Consider the following 18,633-nt stretch of genomic DNA (forward strand, 5'->3'; position numbering starts at 1 on the left):
ACACCGACCAGTCCCCTCGCCCCCTAGGGGAGAGGGTTAGGGTGAGGGGGCAGAGTCCCGCCATACACCTCAGTCGAATTCCACTTCGGCCTTCTGTGCCAAGCCGTTGTGATCGCCGGCCCAGAGTTCGGCCTTGCCCGGCGCGACGATGCGTCCGCCGACCTCGAACGGCTGCGGTGTGATCAGCGGGCGCAGGCCACGGTAGGCAAAGCGCCGCAGGCGGGCGTCGGGATTGGCGCGGCAAAAGGCGCGCAGGTTCAGCGTGGCGATCAGCGGGCCGTGAACGACCAGACCGGCATAGCCCTCGGCCTCAGTGACGTAGGGCCAGTCGTAATGGATGCGATGGCCGTTAAAGGTGACCGCCGAATAGCGGAACAGCAGCGTCGGCGTCGGCGTTACCGCCTCGCGCCAGCCACCGGCAACCATGGGTTCGCCGCTGCTGGTCTTCGGTGGGCTGGGCTCACGGTAGACGATGTCCTGCTCTTCGCGGATGGCCAGACGACCGTCCTGCAGGTAGTCGTGCTGCAGGGTGACGAACAGCAGCGCACCGGTGCGCCCGTGTTTTTCCTCGGCTTGCTTGATGGTAGATACCCGCCGCGCCTCGCCACCGGCCTCCAGCGGACGAAGAAACTCGACCCGGCCGCCGGCCCACATGCGGTTGCGGTTATCGGCCGGGGGCAGGAAGCCGCCGCGCGCCGGGTGACCGTCCTCGCCCAGGCCGCTCTCGGCGATGGGCTCCTGAAAGAAGCACCATTGCCACAACGGCGGCAACGCCTCGCCATAAGCGGGCGTTGTTTCGCCGAATGTGGCGGCGATGCGCATCAGCAGGTTGCGGCTGAGCTGGTCGTGCACTTCTTCGCTGCGGCCAATCCAGGCAGAGATATCGGTCATTGCGGCTTCCGGTCGTTGTCTTTGTTTCGCTGGAGAATGCTACGACGGCGGCGTTCCGTGAATTTATATTTACCGACACCAGCGTTCGGCTAAGCTGAACGCCGTTCCAAGTACCGGTATCAAGCATGCATTTCGATCTGGCGGACCTGCGTCTGTTCATCCATATCGCCGAATCCCCGAGCCTGACCCAGGGCGCGCGCCGTGCCCATCTGTCACCGGCAGCGGCCAGCGCTCGCATCAAGGCGCTGGAAAGCCAGCTCGACAGTCGCTTGCTCTATCGCGACAGCCGCGGTGTCGAGCTGACGCCGGCCGGACACAAGCTGCTGCAGCACGCACGGCTAATCATGCGTCAGGTCGATTACCTGAAGAGCGAGTTCACCGAATACGGCACCGATTCGGCCGGACATATCCGTATCTTCGCCAACACCACCGCGGTGACCGAATTTCTGCCGGAAGTGCTGGCGGGCTTTCTCGCCGAGCGCCCCGGCGTAAGCGTTGACCTGCAGGAAAGGCTGAGCCGCGACATCGTCCGTGGCGTGCTCGACGGCAGCACCGACATGGGCATCATCGCCGGGCCGGTGCGCGCCGAGGGACTGCAGGTGCTGCACTTCAGCACCGACCGCCTGCTGCTCGCCGTGCCGATCGGCCATCCGCTGGCAGGCGAGCAACAGCTCACGCTGCGCCAGACGCTGGCCTACCAGCACATCGGCCTGCATGAGGGCAGCACGCTGCTGACCTTCCTGCGCGATCAAGTGGAAAGGCTCGGTGGTCAGCTATCGCTGCGCATCCAGGTCTCCAGCTTCGAAGCGGTGTGCCGGATGATCGAGGCCGGTGTGGGCATCGGTATCATTCCCGAATCCGCGGCAAGGCGGCACAGCCGCACCATGCAGCTTGCGCTGGTGGCACTGGACGAACCCTGGGCGGTGCGCGAGCGCAGCATTCTGGTTCGCGAACTGGACGCGCTGCCCGGTAGCGTTCGTGCACTGATCGCGACTCTCGTTCCCGACGACAAGGCGTGAGCGAACGTTACGCGCCGGATGCTGCCGAAAGGCGGGTAGCCCCGCTTCGGCGGACCATCGCAGGGAGCCACCATGTCCGCACTGACCAATCGACTGTTCCGGCTGTATCACCGAGTCACCGGCAGCATCGCCTTCTACCCGACCCTGATCGCCCTCGGCTTGGCCGTCCTTTGCGTCGTTACGATCCTGCTGGAGATGACCTGGCTGCAGCCGTACAAGGAAGACCTGGATCTGGGGCTGGTGAAGAACGCCGAGAACGCCCGGTTGATCCTCGGCACGCTGGTCGGCGGGATCATTTCGCTGATGGTGTTCAGCTTCTCGATGGTGATGGTGGTGCTCAACTCGGCCGCCTCGTCGCTGTCACCGCGAGTCATTCCCGGGCTGATCAGCAGCCGCAGCCATCAAGTGGTGCTCGGCGTCTATCTCGGCACGATCATCGATTCGCTGATGCTGATCTCGACCATTCAGGAAGGCGACGACATCAACGTACCGAGCCTGGGCATCTTCCTGGCGCTGGGGCTCGCGGTGATCTGCCTGTGTTTGTTCGTGTACTTCATTCGCTCCATATCGCTGTCGATCCAGGTGGATTACATCCTCAATCGCGTTTACAAGCAGACCTACGCCCAGCTGCAACAACGACGGGAGCGACTGGAGCGTTGCGAAGTCGCCGACTGGCCGGACGACAGCGGCTGGCAGACCGTCCGGGCGCGGCGCTCCGGCTATTTCAAGGCGCTGAACATCTCTGCGGTGCAGGATCTGCTCAACGAACAGGACGCCTGTATGACCGTGCAGGTGCACTACGGCTTTTTCGTCATGCCCGGCCATCCGTTGATCCGGCTGAGCAAAGAGCTGGACGAACAATGCGTCACGCAGTTGCTCGACTGTTTCGATTTCTACGTCGAGGAATACGCCCACCGGCATTTTTTCTTCGGCTTCAAGCAGATCATCGAGATTGCCGTACGCGCGCTAAGCCCAGGCATCAATGATCCGGGAACGGCGATCAAGGCGATCGACATGATAGGCGTGCTGCTCAGCGAACGAATGAAGTTGCCCGACTACGATGTCGCCCCCGAACAGGGTGCGCCACGGGTCTTCCTCAGCGAGCTCGATCTGCATCAGATGCTCCTGCTGGCCTTCGGCTCGCTGCGTGCATACGGCAAAGAGGACCTGCAGGTGCTGCTGACCCTGCTTCAGGCGTGCAAGAACCTCCTCTTCAGCGCGACGGACGCCGAGGACGAACGGGTGATCCTGCACCACGCCCAGGCGATCCTCGAACAGGCATCCACCTCGCTGAACGGCGCGCTGGATCGCTGCGCCGTAGCCGAGGCTGTGCAGTTACTGAACCAGGCTGTGCGTCACGCCGAGCCGCTGGAGAACACGCTGACGCGGGAGTCCTGAACATGCGCTCTGCCCTGGGCGGAGGCACGACAGCCCGGCCCGCCTCAATCATTTACAAATCAAACAGTTGCATTTCGTTGTGCTCGACGCAGGACGCGCCGCGACTTGTTTTCAGCCATCTCGTTATTTAGGGTGTCCCGATGAAAACCTTGATCGCACCTATCAGCTCCCTGCTCGCTGGCGTGGCTCTGCTCCTGCTCGGGCACGGGCTGCTCAATACTTTGCTTACGCTGCGCGGCGTTGCCGAAGGCTACTCCACCGGCATGATCGGCCTGCTGATGTCCGGCTATTTCGCCGGCTTCCTGATCGGCACCTGGCTGGCGCCCTCGCTGATCCGCCGCATCGGCCACATCCGCACCTTCGCCTTTTATGCCGCGCTGGCGGCGGTCGCCGTACTGGTGCACGTGCTGATCGTCAACCCGTGGGTGTGGCTTGTACTGCGGGTGCTCTACGGGGTGTCGCTGGTCACGCTGTACATGGTCATCGAAAGCTGGCTGAACGCGCAGGTCAGCGGCGAAAAGCGCGGCCAGGTTTTTGCCCTATACATGGCGGTTAACCTCGGCGCGCTGGCGGCTGCACAACAGCTGTTGAGCCTCGACACGCCGATGAACTTCACGCTGTTCGCGCTGGCCGCCATCCTCATCAGCAGCGCGCTGATGCCGATCACCCTGACCCGCCAGGCGCAACCCGCGCTGCCGGACATGCCAGCCACCGATTTGCTGCAACTGGCGCGCATCGCCCCGCTGCCGTTGATGGCGGCCGGTATTTCCGGGCTCACGCTGGGCGGTTTCTGGGGTCTGGCGCCGGTATATGCGAGCCAGGTCGGTTTCGATGCCGCCGGTGTCGGCCTGCTGATGAGCATCACGATTCTCGGCGGCGCGGTGCTGCAATGGCCAATCGGGCTGTTTTCGGACAAGCATGACCGGCGTGTCGTGCTGCTCTGGGTGGTGGCGATCGCGGCGGTCCTGGCGCTGGTGATCACACCGATCCTGTCCGGCTCGCTGCTGCTGGGGCTGATGTTTCTCTGGGGCGGGCTGGCATTTTCGATCTATTCGATAGCCGTTGCGCAGATGGTCGATCAGTTGCACCCGGACGAAATCCTTTCGGGTTCCAGCGGCCTTTTGCTGGCCAACGGCTTCGGTGCGGCGTTCGGCCCGGTGGTGGCCGGTGGTCTGATGCACCTGTTCGGCCATATCGCCCTGCCACTATTCTTCGCCGTGTCGCTGGGCATCCTCGCGATCTACTCGTTCTGGCGCCCGCGTCGCGTAGTGGATTTGGTCACCGAGCCGCACGGTCATTTCACACCCATGCTGCGTACCAGCCATACCGTGCTGGAGCTGATGCCCGACACCCCGGAAGTCGAAGCTGATGCTGCGCCGGCCAACGAGGCGGAAATGGTCGACGAGCATCCGGTCGCGCAGGACGAGCCGATGCCACCACGGACCGGCACCCTGTAGCCGGCTGCTCCGCGGCGGCGTGGCGACACAGGCCGATCAGAAGTCGACCTTCCCCCGCCCTGCCTTGATCGCGCCGCGCTTGGTTTTGCCTTCGAGCCGGCGCTTCTTCGAGCCGAGCGTCGGCTTGGTCGGGCGGCGCGCCTTCTCCACCTTGGCCACGCTGCGAATCAGTTCAGCCAGTCGCTCCAGCGCATCGAGGCGGTTCTGCTCCTGGGTTCGATACCGCTGCGCCTTGATGACGACCACGCCTTCGCTGGTGATCCGGCTGTCGCGGAGGGCCAGCAGCCGCTCCTTATAGAACGGCGGTAATGACGACGCCTGGATGTCGAAGCGCAAGTGCAACGCGCTGGAAACCTTGTTGACGTTCTGCCCGCCCGCACCCTGGGCGCGGATGGCAGTCAGTTCGATCTCGGCATCCGGCAACTGCACGGCATTGGAAATTTCCAGCATGAAAGCTCGCGGCGGACGATGGGTGTCGGTGATTGTCCTATGACCTGCGCGCCGCCGACACACTTTTTAGAACATTGGCCGTCAGCTGCCGGCAGCCGTTCGGCTAAGGTAAACGCCCGCCCCAACGGATCTGAACATGGACTCGATCACCCAGGCTCTACTCGGTGCCAGTGTACAAGGCGCTATGCTCGGTCGCTGGCAGGGTCGCAAGGCGCTCGCTTACGGCGCCGTGCTCGGCACCCTGCCGGATCTCGATGTGGTCATCGACTACGGCGATGCGGTCGCCAACATGACCTATCACCGTGGCTTCAGCCATTCGTTGTTCGTGCTGAGTCTGCTCGCCGTTCTGCTGACCTGGCTGATCAGGCGATTCCGCCCGGACGAGCGATACACCGCTACACGACTGTTCCTCAGCATCTGGTTGGTGCTGATCACTCACGTTCTGCTGGACGCCTTCACCAGCTACGGCACGCAGCTGCTCTGGCCACTGACCACGCCTCCTATCGCCTGGTCCAGCGTGTTCATCATCGACCCCCTGTACAGCGTGCCACTGCTCATTGCGGTGCTGGCGGGTCTGCTGTTTGGCCTGCGCGGACGCAGGGCCAGATGGCCCGCCTACGCCCTGGCCATTTCCACCTGTTACCTGGGGTTTACCCTGGCCGGCAAACAGATGGCCGAGCACCGCGTGCAGGCGACCATGGCAAGCCAAGGGATCCAGGCGGAGCAGATGTTCAGCACACCAACACCCTTCAACAGCCTGCTGTGGCGGGTGATTCTGGTGGATGGCGAGCACTATTACGAAACGCTGGTCAGCTGGTGGGATGCTGCACCACCCAGCCTCGTGCGGCTTCCACGCAACGCGCAGCTGGCCGCGGAGCTCAATGGCTCAGAGCAGCACGAACGCTTGAAATGGTTTACCGGAAACGTGCTGCGCTATGACGTGGATGGCGATCAGCTACTGGTGACCGACCTGCGGCTGGGCATGACCGGCTTTCATCCATTCCGCTTTCCGCTGGCAGAGCGCTCTGCCGAAGGCTGGCAGCTTATCGCGCAACCCGAACGACTGCCGGCCAACCGGGGCGACATGAGCCGCCTGGTCAGCCTGTGGCAGCGCATCTGGCAGCAGGAGCCAGCGCTGCCTCTGGCCGCCTGGGCCGCTGAACTGAACGGCGGTCGCTGAAGAAAGCGGCTCAAGGAGTTTGAGCCGCATACACCCCTACGCGGGTCAGGTGCGGAACTGACGAACCAGCTCCTGCAATTCCAGTCCCAGGCGTGCCAGCTCGGCGCTGGCACTGGCGGTGTGCTCGGTGGCACTGGCGCTCTGGTCACCGATATCCCGCACGCGGGTCACGCTCTCGGAAATGTTCTCGGCCACGGCGCTCTGCTGCTCGGCAGCTGCCGCGATCTGCTGGTTCATCTGCTCGATGGTCGACACCGACTCCGTGATGCGCCCAAGCGCGACGCCGGCTTCGTTGGCCAGATCTACGGTCCGTTGAGTCAGGTCACGGCTGCTCTGCATCTGCTCCACCGCCTGCTGCGCAACCCGCTGTAGGTTGGCGATAAGCCCCTCGATTTCCTCGGTGGAATCATGGGTACGCCGCGCCAGGGCACGAACCTCGTCAGCCACCACGGCGAAGCCGCGGCCCTGCTCGCCGGCACGGGCCGCTTCGATGGCCGCATTGAGTGCCAACAGATTGGTTTGCTCGGCAACCGCTCGAATCACCTCGAGCACGCTACCGATGCGTCCACTTTCGGCGTGCAACGCTTCGATCGCATGCGCCGACTGATTCACCTCGCCGGCCAGGTTGCCGATCTGTCCGACGGCATCCTGCACCACCAGATCGCCCTGCCGCGCCTGCTGATCCGCCTGGCGCGCGGCAATGGAAGCCTGCTCGGCATTGCGTGCAACCTCCTGCACCGTCGCAGCCATCTCGTGCATCGCGGTGGCCACCTGCTCCGTCTCGACGCGCTGAGTCTGTACGCCGGCGCTGGTCTGCGCAGTCACGGCGGAGAGCTGATCGGCGGCTGCAGCGATCTGGCTGACGCCGCCACCGATGCGGCCGATCAGATTGCGCAGGCTTTCGGTCATGTCGTGCATGGCGTTCTGCAGTTGCCCGACCTCGTCACGACGCGCGCTTGCCGCGGAGTACGTCAGATCACCGCTGGCGACCCGCTGGGCCTGCTGGACGGTGCTGCGAAGCGGGCCGACGATCATTCGCGAGATCACCGTGGCGGCCAGCATGCCGACGAAAATGGCCAGCGCGCCAATCACGCCGAGCAACATGTAGCTGCTGCTTTTCTGTTGCTGCATGGCGCTGCTGGCATTGGCCAAGGCCTCGTCGGCAGCAGCGATCACGACTTCGGACTGCTGGGCCATCGACTGTTCCAGCGCGAGGCGCTCACTACGATTCTGACGAAACTCGTCGAACGCCAGCCTGTACTGATCCAGCTCGGCCAGAGCCTTGTCCATGGAAGCCTTCTGGTCATCGTTCAGCCAGATCTTGAGATTGCCGCCGATGGTGGTCACGTTCCCGTGCAAGTCGCTCCAGCTGGTGGCTGCTTCATCCGAGCTGTTGGCAACGTAGACATTCTCCAGGGTACGCATGTCCAGGATCTGCTTGGTCAGGCCCGAAGTCGCCTCGGCGACGGTCAGCGGATCGCTTCCCTTGAGCCGATCTCCCTCCAGCCGCAGCGCCCGTACCGCGTCGTACATGTCCAGCTCGATGAACTCGAACTCCTCGCGACTGACCTGAGCGGCCTCCTGCATCCGCGTACGTAGCGCCACGCCGCGCTCGATCAGCTGCATGTAGCGGTCGAACTTTTGCGCGTATTCATCCGCACCCTGGCTGATCCGCGTCAGATAGGCCCGCTCGGCGGCATCGGAGCTGGTGGTCAGGCCAGCGAGCTTCTGATTCAGTTGCTGCAACGAGCCATGCAACGCCTCGGCCGAAGACGACTGACGGGTCAGCGCGTAGTCCCGCTCGGCACCACGCGCCGCCAGAATGGAGGCGTTGACGCTGGAAAGCTGCTCGATCTGCCGGGCCCGGCCAAGGACTTCATCGACGGCAACGAACCCGGTACCGGCCACTCCAAGCGTGAGCAGCAGTACCAGGCCGAAACCACCGATGAGCTTTTTGCCGACCGAGAGATTAGTGAGTGAATTCAGCACTGGTTCCATCAGAGAAGTTCCACAAAAGAGGCACGAACGGGAAGTCGGCAGAGATTACTAATAGTTGAGCGTTGCGGCTGGATATTTTTGGCGCCTTAAGACTGACGGTAAGTGCCAACGACCTTCCCCTGTCGCGGGCGACGCCAGGATGTCTACCTATGGGTGCGGATCAGCTGCGGCTTTCGGCCAAGCCCCAGCGGCGAACTCGGTGACCCGCTGCGGGTGAATGACGTGCCTGCGACAGCTAGTGCTGCAGGTGCCCATAGAGCCGAGCGTAAAGCCCACCCTCGGCGATGAGCTGCTGGTGGCCGCCGTCTTCGGCGATGCGGCCACCGTCGAAGACCAGTACGCGATCCGCCTGTTTCACCGCCGACAGGCGATGGGCAATGATCAGCGTCGTACGCCCCTGAAGGAAACGATTGAGGCCTTGGTGCAGGGCATACTCCGTCGCCGCATCCAGCGCAGAGGTGGCTTCATCGAGAATCACGACCTTCGGCTCGGCCAGGATCATGCGTGCTACGGCCAGGCGCTGCCGCTGACCGCCGGACAGACGCACGCCGGAACGGCCGACGATGCTGTCCAGACCGTTCGGTAATTGACGAATGGTATCGGCCAGCTGAGCGATCTCCAGCGCCCGCCAGCAGGCGTCGTCATCTCGCTCGCGGCCCATCATCAGGTTGGCTCGCACGCTGTCGTTGAACAGTGCGGGATGCTGCAGCACCACTGCAACGTTGTCGCGCACGGTGCTCAGTCCGATTTCTTCGAGTGGCACGCCATCAAAACGGATCTGACCGGCCTGCGGCTGATAGAGGCCCAGCAGCAGTTGCACCAGGGTGCTCTTGCCGCCACCGCTGGCCCCGACGATTGCGACCTTCTCGCCCGGCGCGATGCTGAGATCAAGCCCTTCCAGAATCGGTTCATCCTGATAGGCAAAGCGCAGACCTCGAACATCGATGGCCACCGTCGTCTGGCCGGCGAAAGGATCGCGTCCCCCGGCGTACTGCGGCTCGTCCGCCCTCGCCAGCAGCTGGTTGATGCGGCCCAGCGCACCACCGGCCGCGTAGAAGGCGTACTGCAGGCTCAACAGTTGCTCCACCGGACCGATCATGAACCAGAGGTAGCTGAAGACCGCCAGCATCTGGCCGATCGACAGATCGGAAAACAGCACAGTGAGCATTGCCGCGGCGCGAAACACGTCAATGCCGAACTGGAACAGCAGGCCACTGGCACGGTTGGACGCGTCGGTCTTCCACTGCGAAGCAACTGCGTAGTCGCGTACCTCCCGCGCGCGCAAACCCAGGCGACCGAGGAAGAAACCCTGCCGGTTGCCGGCGCGCACTTCCTGGATGGCGTCGAGGGTTTCCGTGAGCGCCTGGGTGAAGCGCGACGTGCTGTCGTTCTCCAGCTTCTTCAGGTGCTTTACGCGCTTGCCCAGCTGCACCGTGGCGTAGATCACCAGCGGATTGAACAGGAGAATCAACAACGCCAGCTGCCAGTGCATCCATACCAGAATGGCCGCCGTGCCGAAAATCGACAGCACGGCCACCAGCAGACGACTGAGCGTATCGCCGATGAACTTGTCGATGGTCTCCAGATCAGTGACCAGGTGCGCCGCCACCGTGCCGCCGCCGAGGCTTTCGTATTCCGCCAGGGCAATGCGCTTGAGCCGCTCGATCAGGCGCACGCGAATGCGATAAACGATATCCTTCGAAAGCCGAGCGAACAGGCGCGCCTGCAGCACGTTGAACACCAGCGCAGAAGACCGCAATACCAGGGTCACGCCGAGCATGAGCCCGATATAGCCGACAGCGGTTTCCCAGCTGGCAGGCAGAAAGCGATCCATGATCTGCAGCGCCGAGTCGCCCGCTCCGAGCAGCACCTCGTCGACCAACAGCGGCAGCAGCAACGGAATCGGCACACTGCAGAGCGTCGCCAGCACGGCAACCAGATTCGCCAGGATCAGCGCTTTGCGATGGTGCAATGCGAGCCGGCGTATCTCTGCCCAGCTGAGTTGGTCAGGCATGGGCGTTACGCTCCAGCCAGCGTTCCAGTAGCGGGCTTAGTGCAGGCAGCGGTTGATAGCCGTTGGTGACCAGCGCCAGTTGCCCTTCGTGCTCGGCCAGCAGTGTGGGGAAGCCGGCAATGCCGAGGTTCTCGACCCAGGTGAAGTCAGCCACAGTGGTTGCCTTGGTGGCCGGGTCGTCATAACGCTCGGCGAACTGACTCCGCGAAAGACCTGCGGTCTCGGCCAGGTCCACCAGCACCGCTGGCAGGGTCACATCGAACCCGTGCTGGTAGAACGCCTGCTGAATCGCCAATGACAGCGACCAGACGCGAGATTCATCGAGGCTGCGAGCAGCGACAAGCGCACGGCAGGCGGGCTCCGTGTCGTAGATCAACGCGTCAGGCAAGCCCTTATCCAGATTGAACGACTGACCTGTCGCCGAGTGCACGGCCTGCCAGTAGGACAGCGTGCGCTGCCGCCCTGCCTGATCCATAACGCCCTGCTCGCGACGCAGCCCGCCCACCCTCAGCTCTAGCGATACGCCCTGAGCCGCGGCTTGCTCGGCCAGCGCCGTCATTACCGGCGCGAATCCCCAGCACCATGAGCACATTGGGTCCATCACATAGATCAGTCGGGCCACTTCGAGACTCCACAACTACCTGGTGGGCCGACGCACGGCCAGTTGGCTTCAGCGATCCAGTTCTCGGAGGTCGCGGCCGATGGGATGCGGCTGATTGCGCTGACGTGCCAGCTCGATCTGTTTCTGCCGCTCACGAGCACCTGCGCGCGTTTTTTCGCTCAGCGTATTCCAGCAATGAGGACAGCTGATACCCGAAGCGTAGTGCTCCGACTGCCGGTCTTCCACGGATAGCGGGGTACGGCAGGCATGGCATAGATCGAACTTGCCGACACTGAGATCATGGCGCACGGTCACGCGGTTATCGAACACGAAGCAGTCGCCTTGCCATCGACTTTGTGTCTCCGGCACCTCCTCCAGATACTTGAGGATGCCGCCCTTGAGGTGATAAACCTCCTCAAAGCCCTCACCAAGCATATAGCTCGACGCCTTCTCGCAGCGAATGCCGCCGGTGCAAAACATTGCGACCTTCTTGTGCTTTGCCGGGTCGTAGTGAGCCTTGATGTAGTCAGGAAAGTCTCGGAACGATTTGGTCTTCGGGTCGACCGCACCTTCGAACGTACCGATTGCCACTTCGTAGTCGTTACGGGTGTCGATCAGCAACACTTCCGGATCGGCGATCAGTGCGTTCCAGTCTTGCGGCTCGACATAGGTTCCAACCTGCCGATTCGGATCGACACCCTCAACGCCGAGCGTGACGATCTCCTTCTTCAGCTTGACCTTGGTGCGATAGAAAGGCTGCTCGTCGCAGTACGATTCCTTGTGGTCGATGTCAGTAAGGCGGTCATCGAGCCGAAACCATTCAAGCAGCGCATTGATGGCCTCGCGGGTACCGGAGACCGTGCCATTGATACCCTCCTCGGCCAACAACAAGGTGCCCTTGATGCCATTGTGCGTGAGGGTTTCGAGCAGGGGTTCGCGCAGCGCAACGTAATCAGGCAGCGATACGAACTTGTACAGCGCTGCCACAACGATTTTTCGTGTCATGGGTACTTCCGCCAGTGGTCACCCGCGTAAAGGGTGGACCGGATACAAACGAAAGCGCCGGCGTGGGCCGGCGCGGGGAGGAAGTCTAACAAAGAACGGCAAGAATGGTCCCGTGCGAGACGGCGCGCTATTTATGCCCACCAGCACAAACCGGTGATGCCGGGGCCGTGCCTTGTTGCGCCCACTCCTCAGGCGTATAGGTATGCAGCGCAAGGGCATGGATCTGTTGCATCAGTGCCCCCATCGCGGCATAAGCCTTTTGGTGGCGCTTGACCGAATTCAGTCCGGTGAACTGCTCGCTGACGATCACGGCTTTGTAATGTGTTTCCTGCCCGCGACTGTGTGTGTGGCTTTCATCGAGCACTTCAAGGTGCTCGGGCTGCAAGGCTTGCAGGGCGTCTTGGATCAAATCGAGCTTGCGCATAGCAGGGTCTCTTAAGGCTTCTGTTTCTCGAGTTCGGCCGTCATCTCGGACAGCAGGTTATTCACTTCCGGCACCGCGCTTTCCAACTTGACCTGGGTAAGCTGAGCCGAGCGAGCATTGAGCTCCGGCAGCTTGCTGAGCATCTTCTTGCCGAGTCGCGACTCATAAAAATCGATCAGCTGATTCAGTTCCGCTTCGGAGAACTGGCTGGTGTACAAAGCAACCAGATCCGGCTTCAGCTTGTCCCACCCTATAGCCTTGTCCAACGCAGTATTGGCCTGAGCCTGATAGCGCTCAAGCAGCGCCTTCTTGGTATCTGGCGCCTGCGCTTCGGCAAAACGCTGCGCAAACATCTGCTGCACTTGGGCATAAACAGGTACGGCGAGCCGGTCAGCATTGGCAAGCTGCAGAAAACGTTCTGCACTTCCCGCATGGCTCGCACTATCGGCAAAAGCCGATGAACTGATACAGATGAACAGCGCTGCAGCGCGCAGGGTCTGGACACGAAAAGTCGACATTGGAAATCCTTGGGCTGGCTATAGGTAGCCCTCAATGGACACATTCTGCGCTCGGAGTTCCAATGCCTCAAGCGGCCGAAGGCAAAGCTACGGAACTGCCGATGCCGCAGGGCAGCCTAACCAGCAATATCGAGCAGGAGCATGGCATGACGCGTATAGAGACCGACAGTCTGGGGCAAGTCGAAGTACCGGAACAGGCTTACTGGGGCGCACAGACGCAGCGATCGCTGAGCAACTTCGCGATTGGTAGCGAGCGAATGCCGATCCAGGTGCTGCATGCGTTAGCGCTGATCAAGAAAGCTGCAGCGCGTGTAAACAATCGAATTGGTGATCTGCCACCCGACATCGCGCGCCTGATCGAGCAAGCCGCGGATGAGGTTCTGCATGGTCAGCACGACGACCAGTTTCCGCTGGTCGTCTGGCAAACCGGCAGCGGCACGCAGAGCAATATGAACGTCAACGAGGTGATCGCGGGTCGCGCCAACGAGCTGGCCGGCGGCAACCGAGGCGGCAAGGCGCCAGTCCATCCGAACGATCACGTTAATCGCGCGCAGAGCTCCAACGACTGCTTCCCGACAGCAATGCACATTGCGGCCGCCAAAGCCGTGCACAGCCAACTTCTGCCTGCCATTGCAGAACTGTCCGGTGGACTGGCAGAGCTTGCAGTGCGACACAATAAGCTGATCAAGACCGGACGCACCCATCTGATGGATGCAACTCCGATTACCTTCGGCCAGGAGATGTCGGCGTTCGTCGCGCAGCTCGATATCGCCGAACGCACGATCCGTCAGTGCCTGCCGGCTGTTTATGAACTGGCGCAGGGGGGTACTGCGGTAGGCACCGGCTTGAACTCGCCGCACGGCTTCGCCGAAGCCATCGCAGCGGAGCTGGCCGCTCTCTCGGGCCTCCCCTTCGTCTCTGCCCCAAACAAGTTCGCCGCGCTGGCCGGACATGAGCCGCTGGTCGCGATGTCCGGTGCGCTGAAGACGCTGGCCGTCGCGTTGATGAAGTTGGCCAATGATCTTCGTCTGCTCGGCTCCGGTCCGCGCGGGGGATTCGCTGAGGTGCGATTGCCAGCCAACGAACCAGGAAGTTCGATCATGCCCGGCAAGGTCAATCCAACCCAATGCGAAGCCTTATCAATGCTCGCTTGCCAGGTCATGGGCAATGACATGGCGATCAGCTTTGCAGCGAGTCAAGGACATCTGCAATTGAACGTATTCAAGCCGGTGATCATTCATAACCTGCTCCAATCGGTCCAACTGCTGTCCGATGGATGCCGCAACTTCAACGCTCATTGCATTTCCGGATTAGAGCCGGACCCGGCGCGTATGGCCGAGCATCTGGAACGCGGGCTGATGCTGGTAACCGCACTGAATCCTCACATCGGCTATGACCGGGCAGCTGAAATCGCCAAGAAGGCCTATGCGCAAGGCACCACATTGCGCGAAGCAGCCATGGAGCTTGGTTACCTTACCAGCGAGGAGTTCGATCAATGGGTTCGTCCAGAGACGATGCTTGAAGCCGGACAAAGGGAATAACGGTGTAGCGGAAGCGTCTGTCTGCTGTGTGCTCTCAACACGCCTGCCGCGAACCTTAGGTCGCGCGCTGTGCCGGCTGGGGCTGCCTAAGACCGGCCGGAGCAATGTATCTAGACGACAGCTGCGGGCGGCTCCAGCTCAAGCATTAGCTAGTGCCGGCCAAGACCCAACGGCTGGCTCTGCTCCAGCACTTCGGGGGTGTTAGGACTGAACGCTACGTGGTTGTCGGGGGCTGGCTTCTTTTAACACTACCCCCAAAGCATCCGACCTGAATGAACTTTATAAGCTTGCAATGCAGCAATGCAGCAATGCAGCAATGCAGCAATGCAGCAATGCAGCAATGCAGCAATGCAATTGAAGGGTTGGCGGAAGGCACTTCCTAGGCACGCGCTAAATGCTCTCCCCATAGTTCAATACCTTTCTCTGTCCCAAAAGCAAACCCCCGACCAGCTTACGCGGGTCGGGGGTTTGGGAAAGGAGCTTGACGATGACCTACTCTCACATGGGGAGACCCCACACTACCATCGGCGATGCGTCGTTTCACTACTGAGTTCGGGAAGGGATCAGGTGGTTCCAACGCTCTATGGTCGTCAAGCAATTCAGTTGCTGCCTCGGGGTTTAGCCGCTGCAGCCAATCGGGTATGTGATGAATTGGTATTGCGTGTTCGTGCAGATTTTCGGTCTGTTTGTCGACTTTCCGTCTAACAGCCAAATTGTTTGGGTGTTATATGGTCAAGCCTCACGGGCAATTAGTATTGGTTAGCTCAACGCCTCACAGCGCTTACACACCCAACCTATCAACGTCGTAGTCTTCGACGGCCCTTCAGGGAGCTCAAGGCTCCAGTGAGATCTCATCTTGAGGCAAGTTTCCCGCTTAGATGCTTTCAGCGGTTATCTCTTCCGAACGTAGCTACCCGGCAATGCCACTGGCGTGACAACCGGAACACCAGAGGTTCGTCCACTCCGGTCCTCTCGTACTAGGAGCAGCCCCTCTCAAATCTCAAACGTCCACGGCAGATAGGGACCGAACTGTCTCACGACGTTCTAAACCCAGCTCGCGTACCACTTTAAATGGCGAACAGCCATACCCTTGGGACCGGCTTCAGCCCCAGGATGTGATGAGCCGACATCGAGGTGCCAAACACCGCCGTCGATATGAACTCTTGGGCGGTATCAGCCTGTTATCCCCGGAGTACCTTTTATCCGTTGAGCGATGGCCCTTCCATACAGAACCACCGGATCACTAAGACCTACTTTCGTACCTGCTCGACGTGTCTGTCTCGCAGTCAAGCGCGCTTTTGCCTTTATACTCTACGACCGATTTCCGACCGGTCTGAGCGCACCTTCGTACTCCTCCGTTACTCTTTAGGAGGAGACCGCCCCAGTCAAACTACCCACCATACACTGTCCTCGATCCGGATAACGGACCAGAGTTAGAACCTCAAAGTTGCCAGGGTGGTATTTCAAGGTTGGCTCCACGCGAACTGGCGTCCACGCTTCAAAGCCTCCCACCTATCCTACACAAGCAAATTCAAAGTCCAGTGCAAAGCTATAGTAAAGGTTCACGGGGTCTTTCCGTCTAGCCGCGGATACACTGCATCTTCACAGCGATTTCAATTTCACTGAGTCTCGGGTGGAGACAGCGCCGCCATCGTTACGCCATTCGTGCAGGTCGGAACTTACCCGACAAGGAATTTCGCTACCTTAGGACCGTTATAGTTACGGCCGCCGTTTACCGGGGCTTCGATCAAGAGCTTCGCTTGCGCTAACCCCATCAATTAACCTTCCGGCACCGGGCAGGCGTCACACCCTATACGTCCACTTTCGTGTTTGCAGAGTGCTGTGTTTTTAATAAACAGTCGCAGCGGCCTGGTATCTTCGACCGGCATGGGCTTACGTAGTAAATACTTCACCCTCACCGGCGCACCTTCTCCCGAAGTTACGGTGCCATTTTGCCTAGTTCCTTCACCCGAGTTCTCTCAAGCGCCTTGGTATTCTCTACCCAACCACCTGTGTCGGTTTGGGGTACGGTTCCTAGTTACCTGAAGCTTAGAGGCTTTTCCTGGAAGCATGGCATCAACCACTTCGCTTTCTAAAAGAAAGCTCGTCATCAGCTCTCGGCATTAAGATCCCGGATTTACCTAAGATCTCTGCCTACCACCTTAAACAAGGACAACCAACGCCTTGCTGGCCTAGCCTTCTCCGTCCCCCCATCGCAGTAACTAGAAGTACGGGAATATTAACCCGTTTCCCATCGACTACGCTCTTCAGCCTCGCCTTAGGGACCGACTCACCCTGCGTCGATTAACGTTGCGCAGGAACCCTTGGTCTTTCGGCGTGCGAGTTTTTCACTCGCATTGTCGTTACTCATGTCAGCATTCGCACTTCTGATACCTCCAGCCAGCTTCTCAACTGACCTTCACAGGCTTACAGAACGCTCCTCTACCGCTCAACTTGCGTTGAACCCGTAGCTTCGGTACCTGGTTTGAGCCCCGTTACATCTTCCGCGCAGGCCGACTCGACTAGTGAGCTATTACGCTTTCTTTAAAGGGTGGCTGCTTCTAAGCCAACCTCCTAGCTGTCTAAGCCTTCCCACATCGTTTCCCACTTAACCAGGATTTTGGGACCTTAGCTGACGGTCTGGGTTGTTTCCCTTTTCACGACGGACGTTAGCACCCGCCGTGTGTCTCCCGTGCTGACACTTGCTGGTATTCGGAGTTTGCATCGGTTTGGTAAGTCGGGATGACCCCCTAGCCGAAACAGTGCTCTACCCCCAGCAGTGATACACGAGGCGCTACCTAAATAGCTTTCGAGGAGAACCAGCTATCTCCGAGCTTGATTAGCCTTTCACTCCGATCCACAGGTCATCCGCTAACTTTTCAACGGTAGTCGGTTCGGTCCTCCAGTCAGTGTTACCTAACCTTCAACCTGCCCATGGATAGATCGCCCGGTTTCGGGTCTATTCCCAGCGACTAGACGCCCTATTAAGACTCGCTTTCGCTACGCCTCCCCTATTCGGTTAAGCTCGCCACTGAAAATAAGTCGCTGACCCATTATACAAAAGGTACGCAGTCACCTAACAAAGTAGGCTCCCACTGCTTGTACGCATACGGTTTCAGGTTCTATTTCACTCCCCTCTCCGGGGTTCTTTTCGCCTTTCCCTCACGGTACTGGTTCACTATCGGTCAGTCAGTAGTATTTAGCCTTGGAGGATGGTCCCCCCATATTCAGACAAAGTTTCTCGTGCTCCGTCCTACTCGATTTCACTTCTAAGACCTTTTCGCGTACAGGGCTATCACCCACTATGGCCGCACTTTCCAGAGCGTTCCGCTAAAATCAAAGAAGCTTAAGGGCTAATCCCCGTTCGCTCGCCACTACTAAGGGAATCTCGGTTGATTTCTTTTCCTCAGGGTACTTAGATGTTTCAGTTCCCCTGGTTCGCCTCACACACCTATGTATTCAGTGTGTGATAACCATCTTATGATGGCTGGGTTCCCCCATTCAGACATCTCCGGATCAAAGTCTGTTTGCCGACTCCCCGAAGCTTTTCGCAGGCTACCACGTCTTTCATCGCCTCTGACTGCCAAGGCATCCACCGTATGCGCTTCTTCACTTGACCATATAACCCCAAGCAATCTGGTTACTGTCTATAACGTGAAGACGACATTCGCCGAAAATTTGCATAGAGAACACGCAAATTTTACCTTGACTTGAATAATCACCAGTGAAAGTGACCACTCAAATCTACTTCTATCACATACCCAAATTTTTAAAGAACAGTTCTGGCGCAAAGACCAGAAATCAATACCCTCACACATCACAGGATGCGTAAGCAGCACTCATTTCTGAGCTTTCAGCGATTTTCGAGTTAATGGTGGAGCCAAGCGGGATCGAACCGCTGACCTCCTGCGTGCAAAGCAGGCGCTCTCCCAGCTGAGCTATGGCCCCATCTACAGATCGGCCACATCCCATGACAATTGGTGGGTCTGGGCAGATTCGAACTGCCGACCTCACCCTTATCAGGGGTGCGCTCTAACCAACTGAGCTACAGACCCAATCGTCTCTCTCGGGTCGAAACCCAATCGCTTTTCGCTAGTGAATCAAGCAATTCGTGTGGGAGCTTATGAAGAAGCTGAA

General features: G+C 60.0%; 13 protein-coding genes, 2 tRNA genes and 2 rRNA genes. 5 read left to right on the forward strand and 12 right to left on the reverse strand.

The window, feature by feature from the left end; translation table 11 throughout:
• Window positions 1-69: 69 nt before the first annotated feature.
• Window positions 70-891, reverse strand: coding sequence for an HTD2 family dehydratase (locus tag LLJ08_RS12805; protein ID WP_228207193.1), 822 nt, complete (start codon window positions 889-891; stop codon window positions 70-72).
• 125 nt (window positions 892-1,016) lie between these two features.
• On the opposite strand from LLJ08_RS12805, the gene LLJ08_RS12810 reads away from it, so the two are divergent.
• The 3 genes from LLJ08_RS12810 to LLJ08_RS12820 all read left to right on the forward strand — a co-directional run bounded on the left by LLJ08_RS12810 (window position 1,017) and on the right by LLJ08_RS12820 (window position 4,765).
• Window positions 1,017-1,910 carry a LysR family transcriptional regulator gene (locus LLJ08_RS12810; protein ID WP_228207194.1) on the forward strand — a complete coding sequence of 298 codons (894 nt, stop codon included), beginning with the start codon at window positions 1,017-1,019 and terminating at the stop codon, window positions 1,908-1,910.
• 72 nt (window positions 1,911-1,982) lie between these two features.
• Window positions 1,983-3,308, forward strand: coding sequence for a DUF2254 domain-containing protein (locus tag LLJ08_RS12815; RefSeq protein WP_090523501.1), 1,326 nt, complete (start codon window positions 1,983-1,985; stop codon window positions 3,306-3,308).
• Window positions 3,309-3,448: 140 nt separating this feature from the next.
• Window positions 3,449-4,765, forward strand: coding sequence for an MFS transporter (locus LLJ08_RS12820; protein ID WP_014820620.1), 1,317 nt, complete (start codon window positions 3,449-3,451; stop codon window positions 4,763-4,765).
• A 36-nt stretch (window positions 4,766-4,801) separates the two neighbouring features.
• On the opposite strand, the gene arfB is transcribed toward LLJ08_RS12820, so the two are convergent.
• Window positions 4,802-5,215, reverse strand: coding sequence for an alternative ribosome rescue aminoacyl-tRNA hydrolase ArfB (gene arfB, locus LLJ08_RS12825; protein ID WP_003297653.1), 414 nt, complete (start codon window positions 5,213-5,215; stop codon window positions 4,802-4,804).
• A gap of 136 nt (window positions 5,216-5,351) precedes the next feature.
• Between arfB and LLJ08_RS12830 the strand changes: the two genes are divergently transcribed.
• Entirely contained in the window at window positions 5,352-6,395 is a 1,044-nt protein-coding gene (locus tag LLJ08_RS12830) for a metal-dependent hydrolase (protein WP_101275440.1), read from the forward strand.
• Between the two features lie 45 nt (window positions 6,396-6,440).
• Here LLJ08_RS12830 and LLJ08_RS12835 read toward each other — a convergent pair whose 3' ends face one another.
• The 6 genes from LLJ08_RS12835 to LLJ08_RS12860 form a co-directional block, all read right to left on the reverse strand.
• Window positions 6,441-8,393, reverse strand: coding sequence for a methyl-accepting chemotaxis protein (locus LLJ08_RS12835; protein WP_228207195.1), 1,953 nt, complete (start codon window positions 8,391-8,393; stop codon window positions 6,441-6,443).
• Between the two features lie 235 nt (window positions 8,394-8,628).
• Window positions 8,629-10,407, reverse strand: a complete 1,779-nt coding sequence (locus tag LLJ08_RS12840; protein WP_228207196.1) for an ABC transporter ATP-binding protein — start codon at window positions 10,405-10,407, stop codon at window positions 8,629-8,631.
• Window positions 10,400-10,999 (reverse strand): DsbA family protein, encoded by a 600-nt coding sequence (locus tag LLJ08_RS12845; protein ID WP_104098210.1) that lies wholly within the window; start codon window positions 10,997-10,999, stop codon window positions 10,400-10,402. Before LLJ08_RS12845 ends, LLJ08_RS12840 begins: the two co-directional genes overlap by 8 nt.
• Window positions 11,000-11,077: 78 nt before the next feature.
• Window positions 11,078-12,013, reverse strand: coding sequence for an oxygen-dependent tRNA uridine(34) hydroxylase TrhO (trhO, locus tag LLJ08_RS12850; RefSeq protein WP_228207197.1), 936 nt, complete (start codon window positions 12,011-12,013; stop codon window positions 11,078-11,080).
• Window positions 12,014-12,140: 127 nt separating this feature from the next.
• Entirely contained in the window at window positions 12,141-12,437 is a 297-nt protein-coding gene (locus tag LLJ08_RS12855; protein WP_014820626.1) for a BolA family protein, read from the reverse strand.
• 11 nt (window positions 12,438-12,448) lie between these two features.
• Complete coding sequence (locus LLJ08_RS12860; RefSeq protein WP_101275436.1) at window positions 12,449-12,955, reverse strand: DUF2059 domain-containing protein; 507 nt, start codon at window positions 12,953-12,955, stop codon at window positions 12,449-12,451.
• A 146-nt stretch (window positions 12,956-13,101) separates the two neighbouring features.
• Between LLJ08_RS12860 and LLJ08_RS12865 the strand changes: the two genes are divergently transcribed.
• A complete protein-coding gene (locus LLJ08_RS12865) occupies window positions 13,102-14,496 on the forward strand; it encodes a class II fumarate hydratase (RefSeq protein ID WP_228208939.1) in 1,395 nt (464 codons plus the stop codon).
• A gap of 479 nt (window positions 14,497-14,975) precedes the next feature.
• Here the strand turns inward: LLJ08_RS12865 and rrf are convergent.
• The 4 genes from rrf to LLJ08_RS12885 all read right to left on the reverse strand — a co-directional run bounded on the left by rrf (window position 14,976) and on the right by LLJ08_RS12885 (window position 18,551).
• A 5S ribosomal RNA gene (rrf, locus tag LLJ08_RS12870) occupies window positions 14,976-15,091 on the reverse strand.
• Window positions 15,092-15,224: 133 nt separating this feature from the next.
• A 23S ribosomal RNA gene (locus tag LLJ08_RS12875) occupies window positions 15,225-18,115 on the reverse strand.
• A gap of 253 nt (window positions 18,116-18,368) precedes the next feature.
• Window positions 18,369-18,444: transfer RNA gene (locus LLJ08_RS12880), tRNA-Ala, on the reverse strand.
• A gap of 30 nt (window positions 18,445-18,474) precedes the next feature.
• Window positions 18,475-18,551, reverse strand: a tRNA-Ile gene (locus LLJ08_RS12885).
• Window positions 18,552-18,633 lie beyond the last annotated feature (82 nt).

Source organism: Stutzerimonas chloritidismutans, from assembly GCF_020783375.1.
Taxonomy (GTDB): Bacteria; Pseudomonadota; Gammaproteobacteria; order Pseudomonadales; family Pseudomonadaceae; genus Stutzerimonas; species Stutzerimonas kunmingensis.

Excerpts from the sequence above, each read along its gene's own strand:
- LLJ08_RS12805 (WP_228207193.1), bottom strand. The coding sequence starts at position 891 with ATGACCGATATCTCTGCCTGGATTGGCCGCAGCGAAGAAGTGCACGAC.
- LLJ08_RS12810 (WP_228207194.1), top strand. The coding sequence starts at position 1,017 with ATGCATTTCGATCTGGCGGACCTGCGTCTGTTCATCCATATCGCCGAA.
- LLJ08_RS12815 (WP_090523501.1), top strand. The coding sequence starts at position 1,983 with ATGTCCGCACTGACCAATCGACTGTTCCGGCTGTATCACCGAGTCACC.
- LLJ08_RS12820 (WP_014820620.1), top strand. The coding sequence starts at position 3,449 with ATGAAAACCTTGATCGCACCTATCAGCTCCCTGCTCGCTGGCGTGGCT.
- arfB (WP_003297653.1), bottom strand. The coding sequence starts at position 5,215 with ATGCTGGAAATTTCCAATGCCGTGCAGTTGCCGGATGCCGAGATCGAA.
- LLJ08_RS12830 (WP_101275440.1), top strand. The coding sequence starts at position 5,352 with ATGGACTCGATCACCCAGGCTCTACTCGGTGCCAGTGTACAAGGCGCT.
- LLJ08_RS12835 (WP_228207195.1), bottom strand. The coding sequence starts at position 8,393 with ATGGAACCAGTGCTGAATTCACTCACTAATCTCTCGGTCGGCAAAAAG.
- LLJ08_RS12840 (WP_228207196.1), bottom strand. The coding sequence starts at position 10,407 with ATGCCTGACCAACTCAGCTGGGCAGAGATACGCCGGCTCGCATTGCAC.
- LLJ08_RS12845 (WP_104098210.1), bottom strand. The coding sequence starts at position 10,999 with ATGTGCTCATGGTGCTGGGGATTCGCGCCGGTAATGACGGCGCTGGCC.
- trhO (WP_228207197.1), bottom strand. The coding sequence starts at position 12,013 with ATGACACGAAAAATCGTTGTGGCAGCGCTGTACAAGTTCGTATCGCTG.
- LLJ08_RS12855 (WP_014820626.1), bottom strand. The coding sequence starts at position 12,437 with ATGCGCAAGCTCGATTTGATCCAAGACGCCCTGCAAGCCTTGCAGCCC.
- LLJ08_RS12860 (WP_101275436.1), bottom strand. The coding sequence starts at position 12,955 with ATGTCGACTTTTCGTGTCCAGACCCTGCGCGCTGCAGCGCTGTTCATC.
- LLJ08_RS12865 (WP_228208939.1), top strand. The coding sequence starts at position 13,102 with ATGACGCGTATAGAGACCGACAGTCTGGGGCAAGTCGAAGTACCGGAA.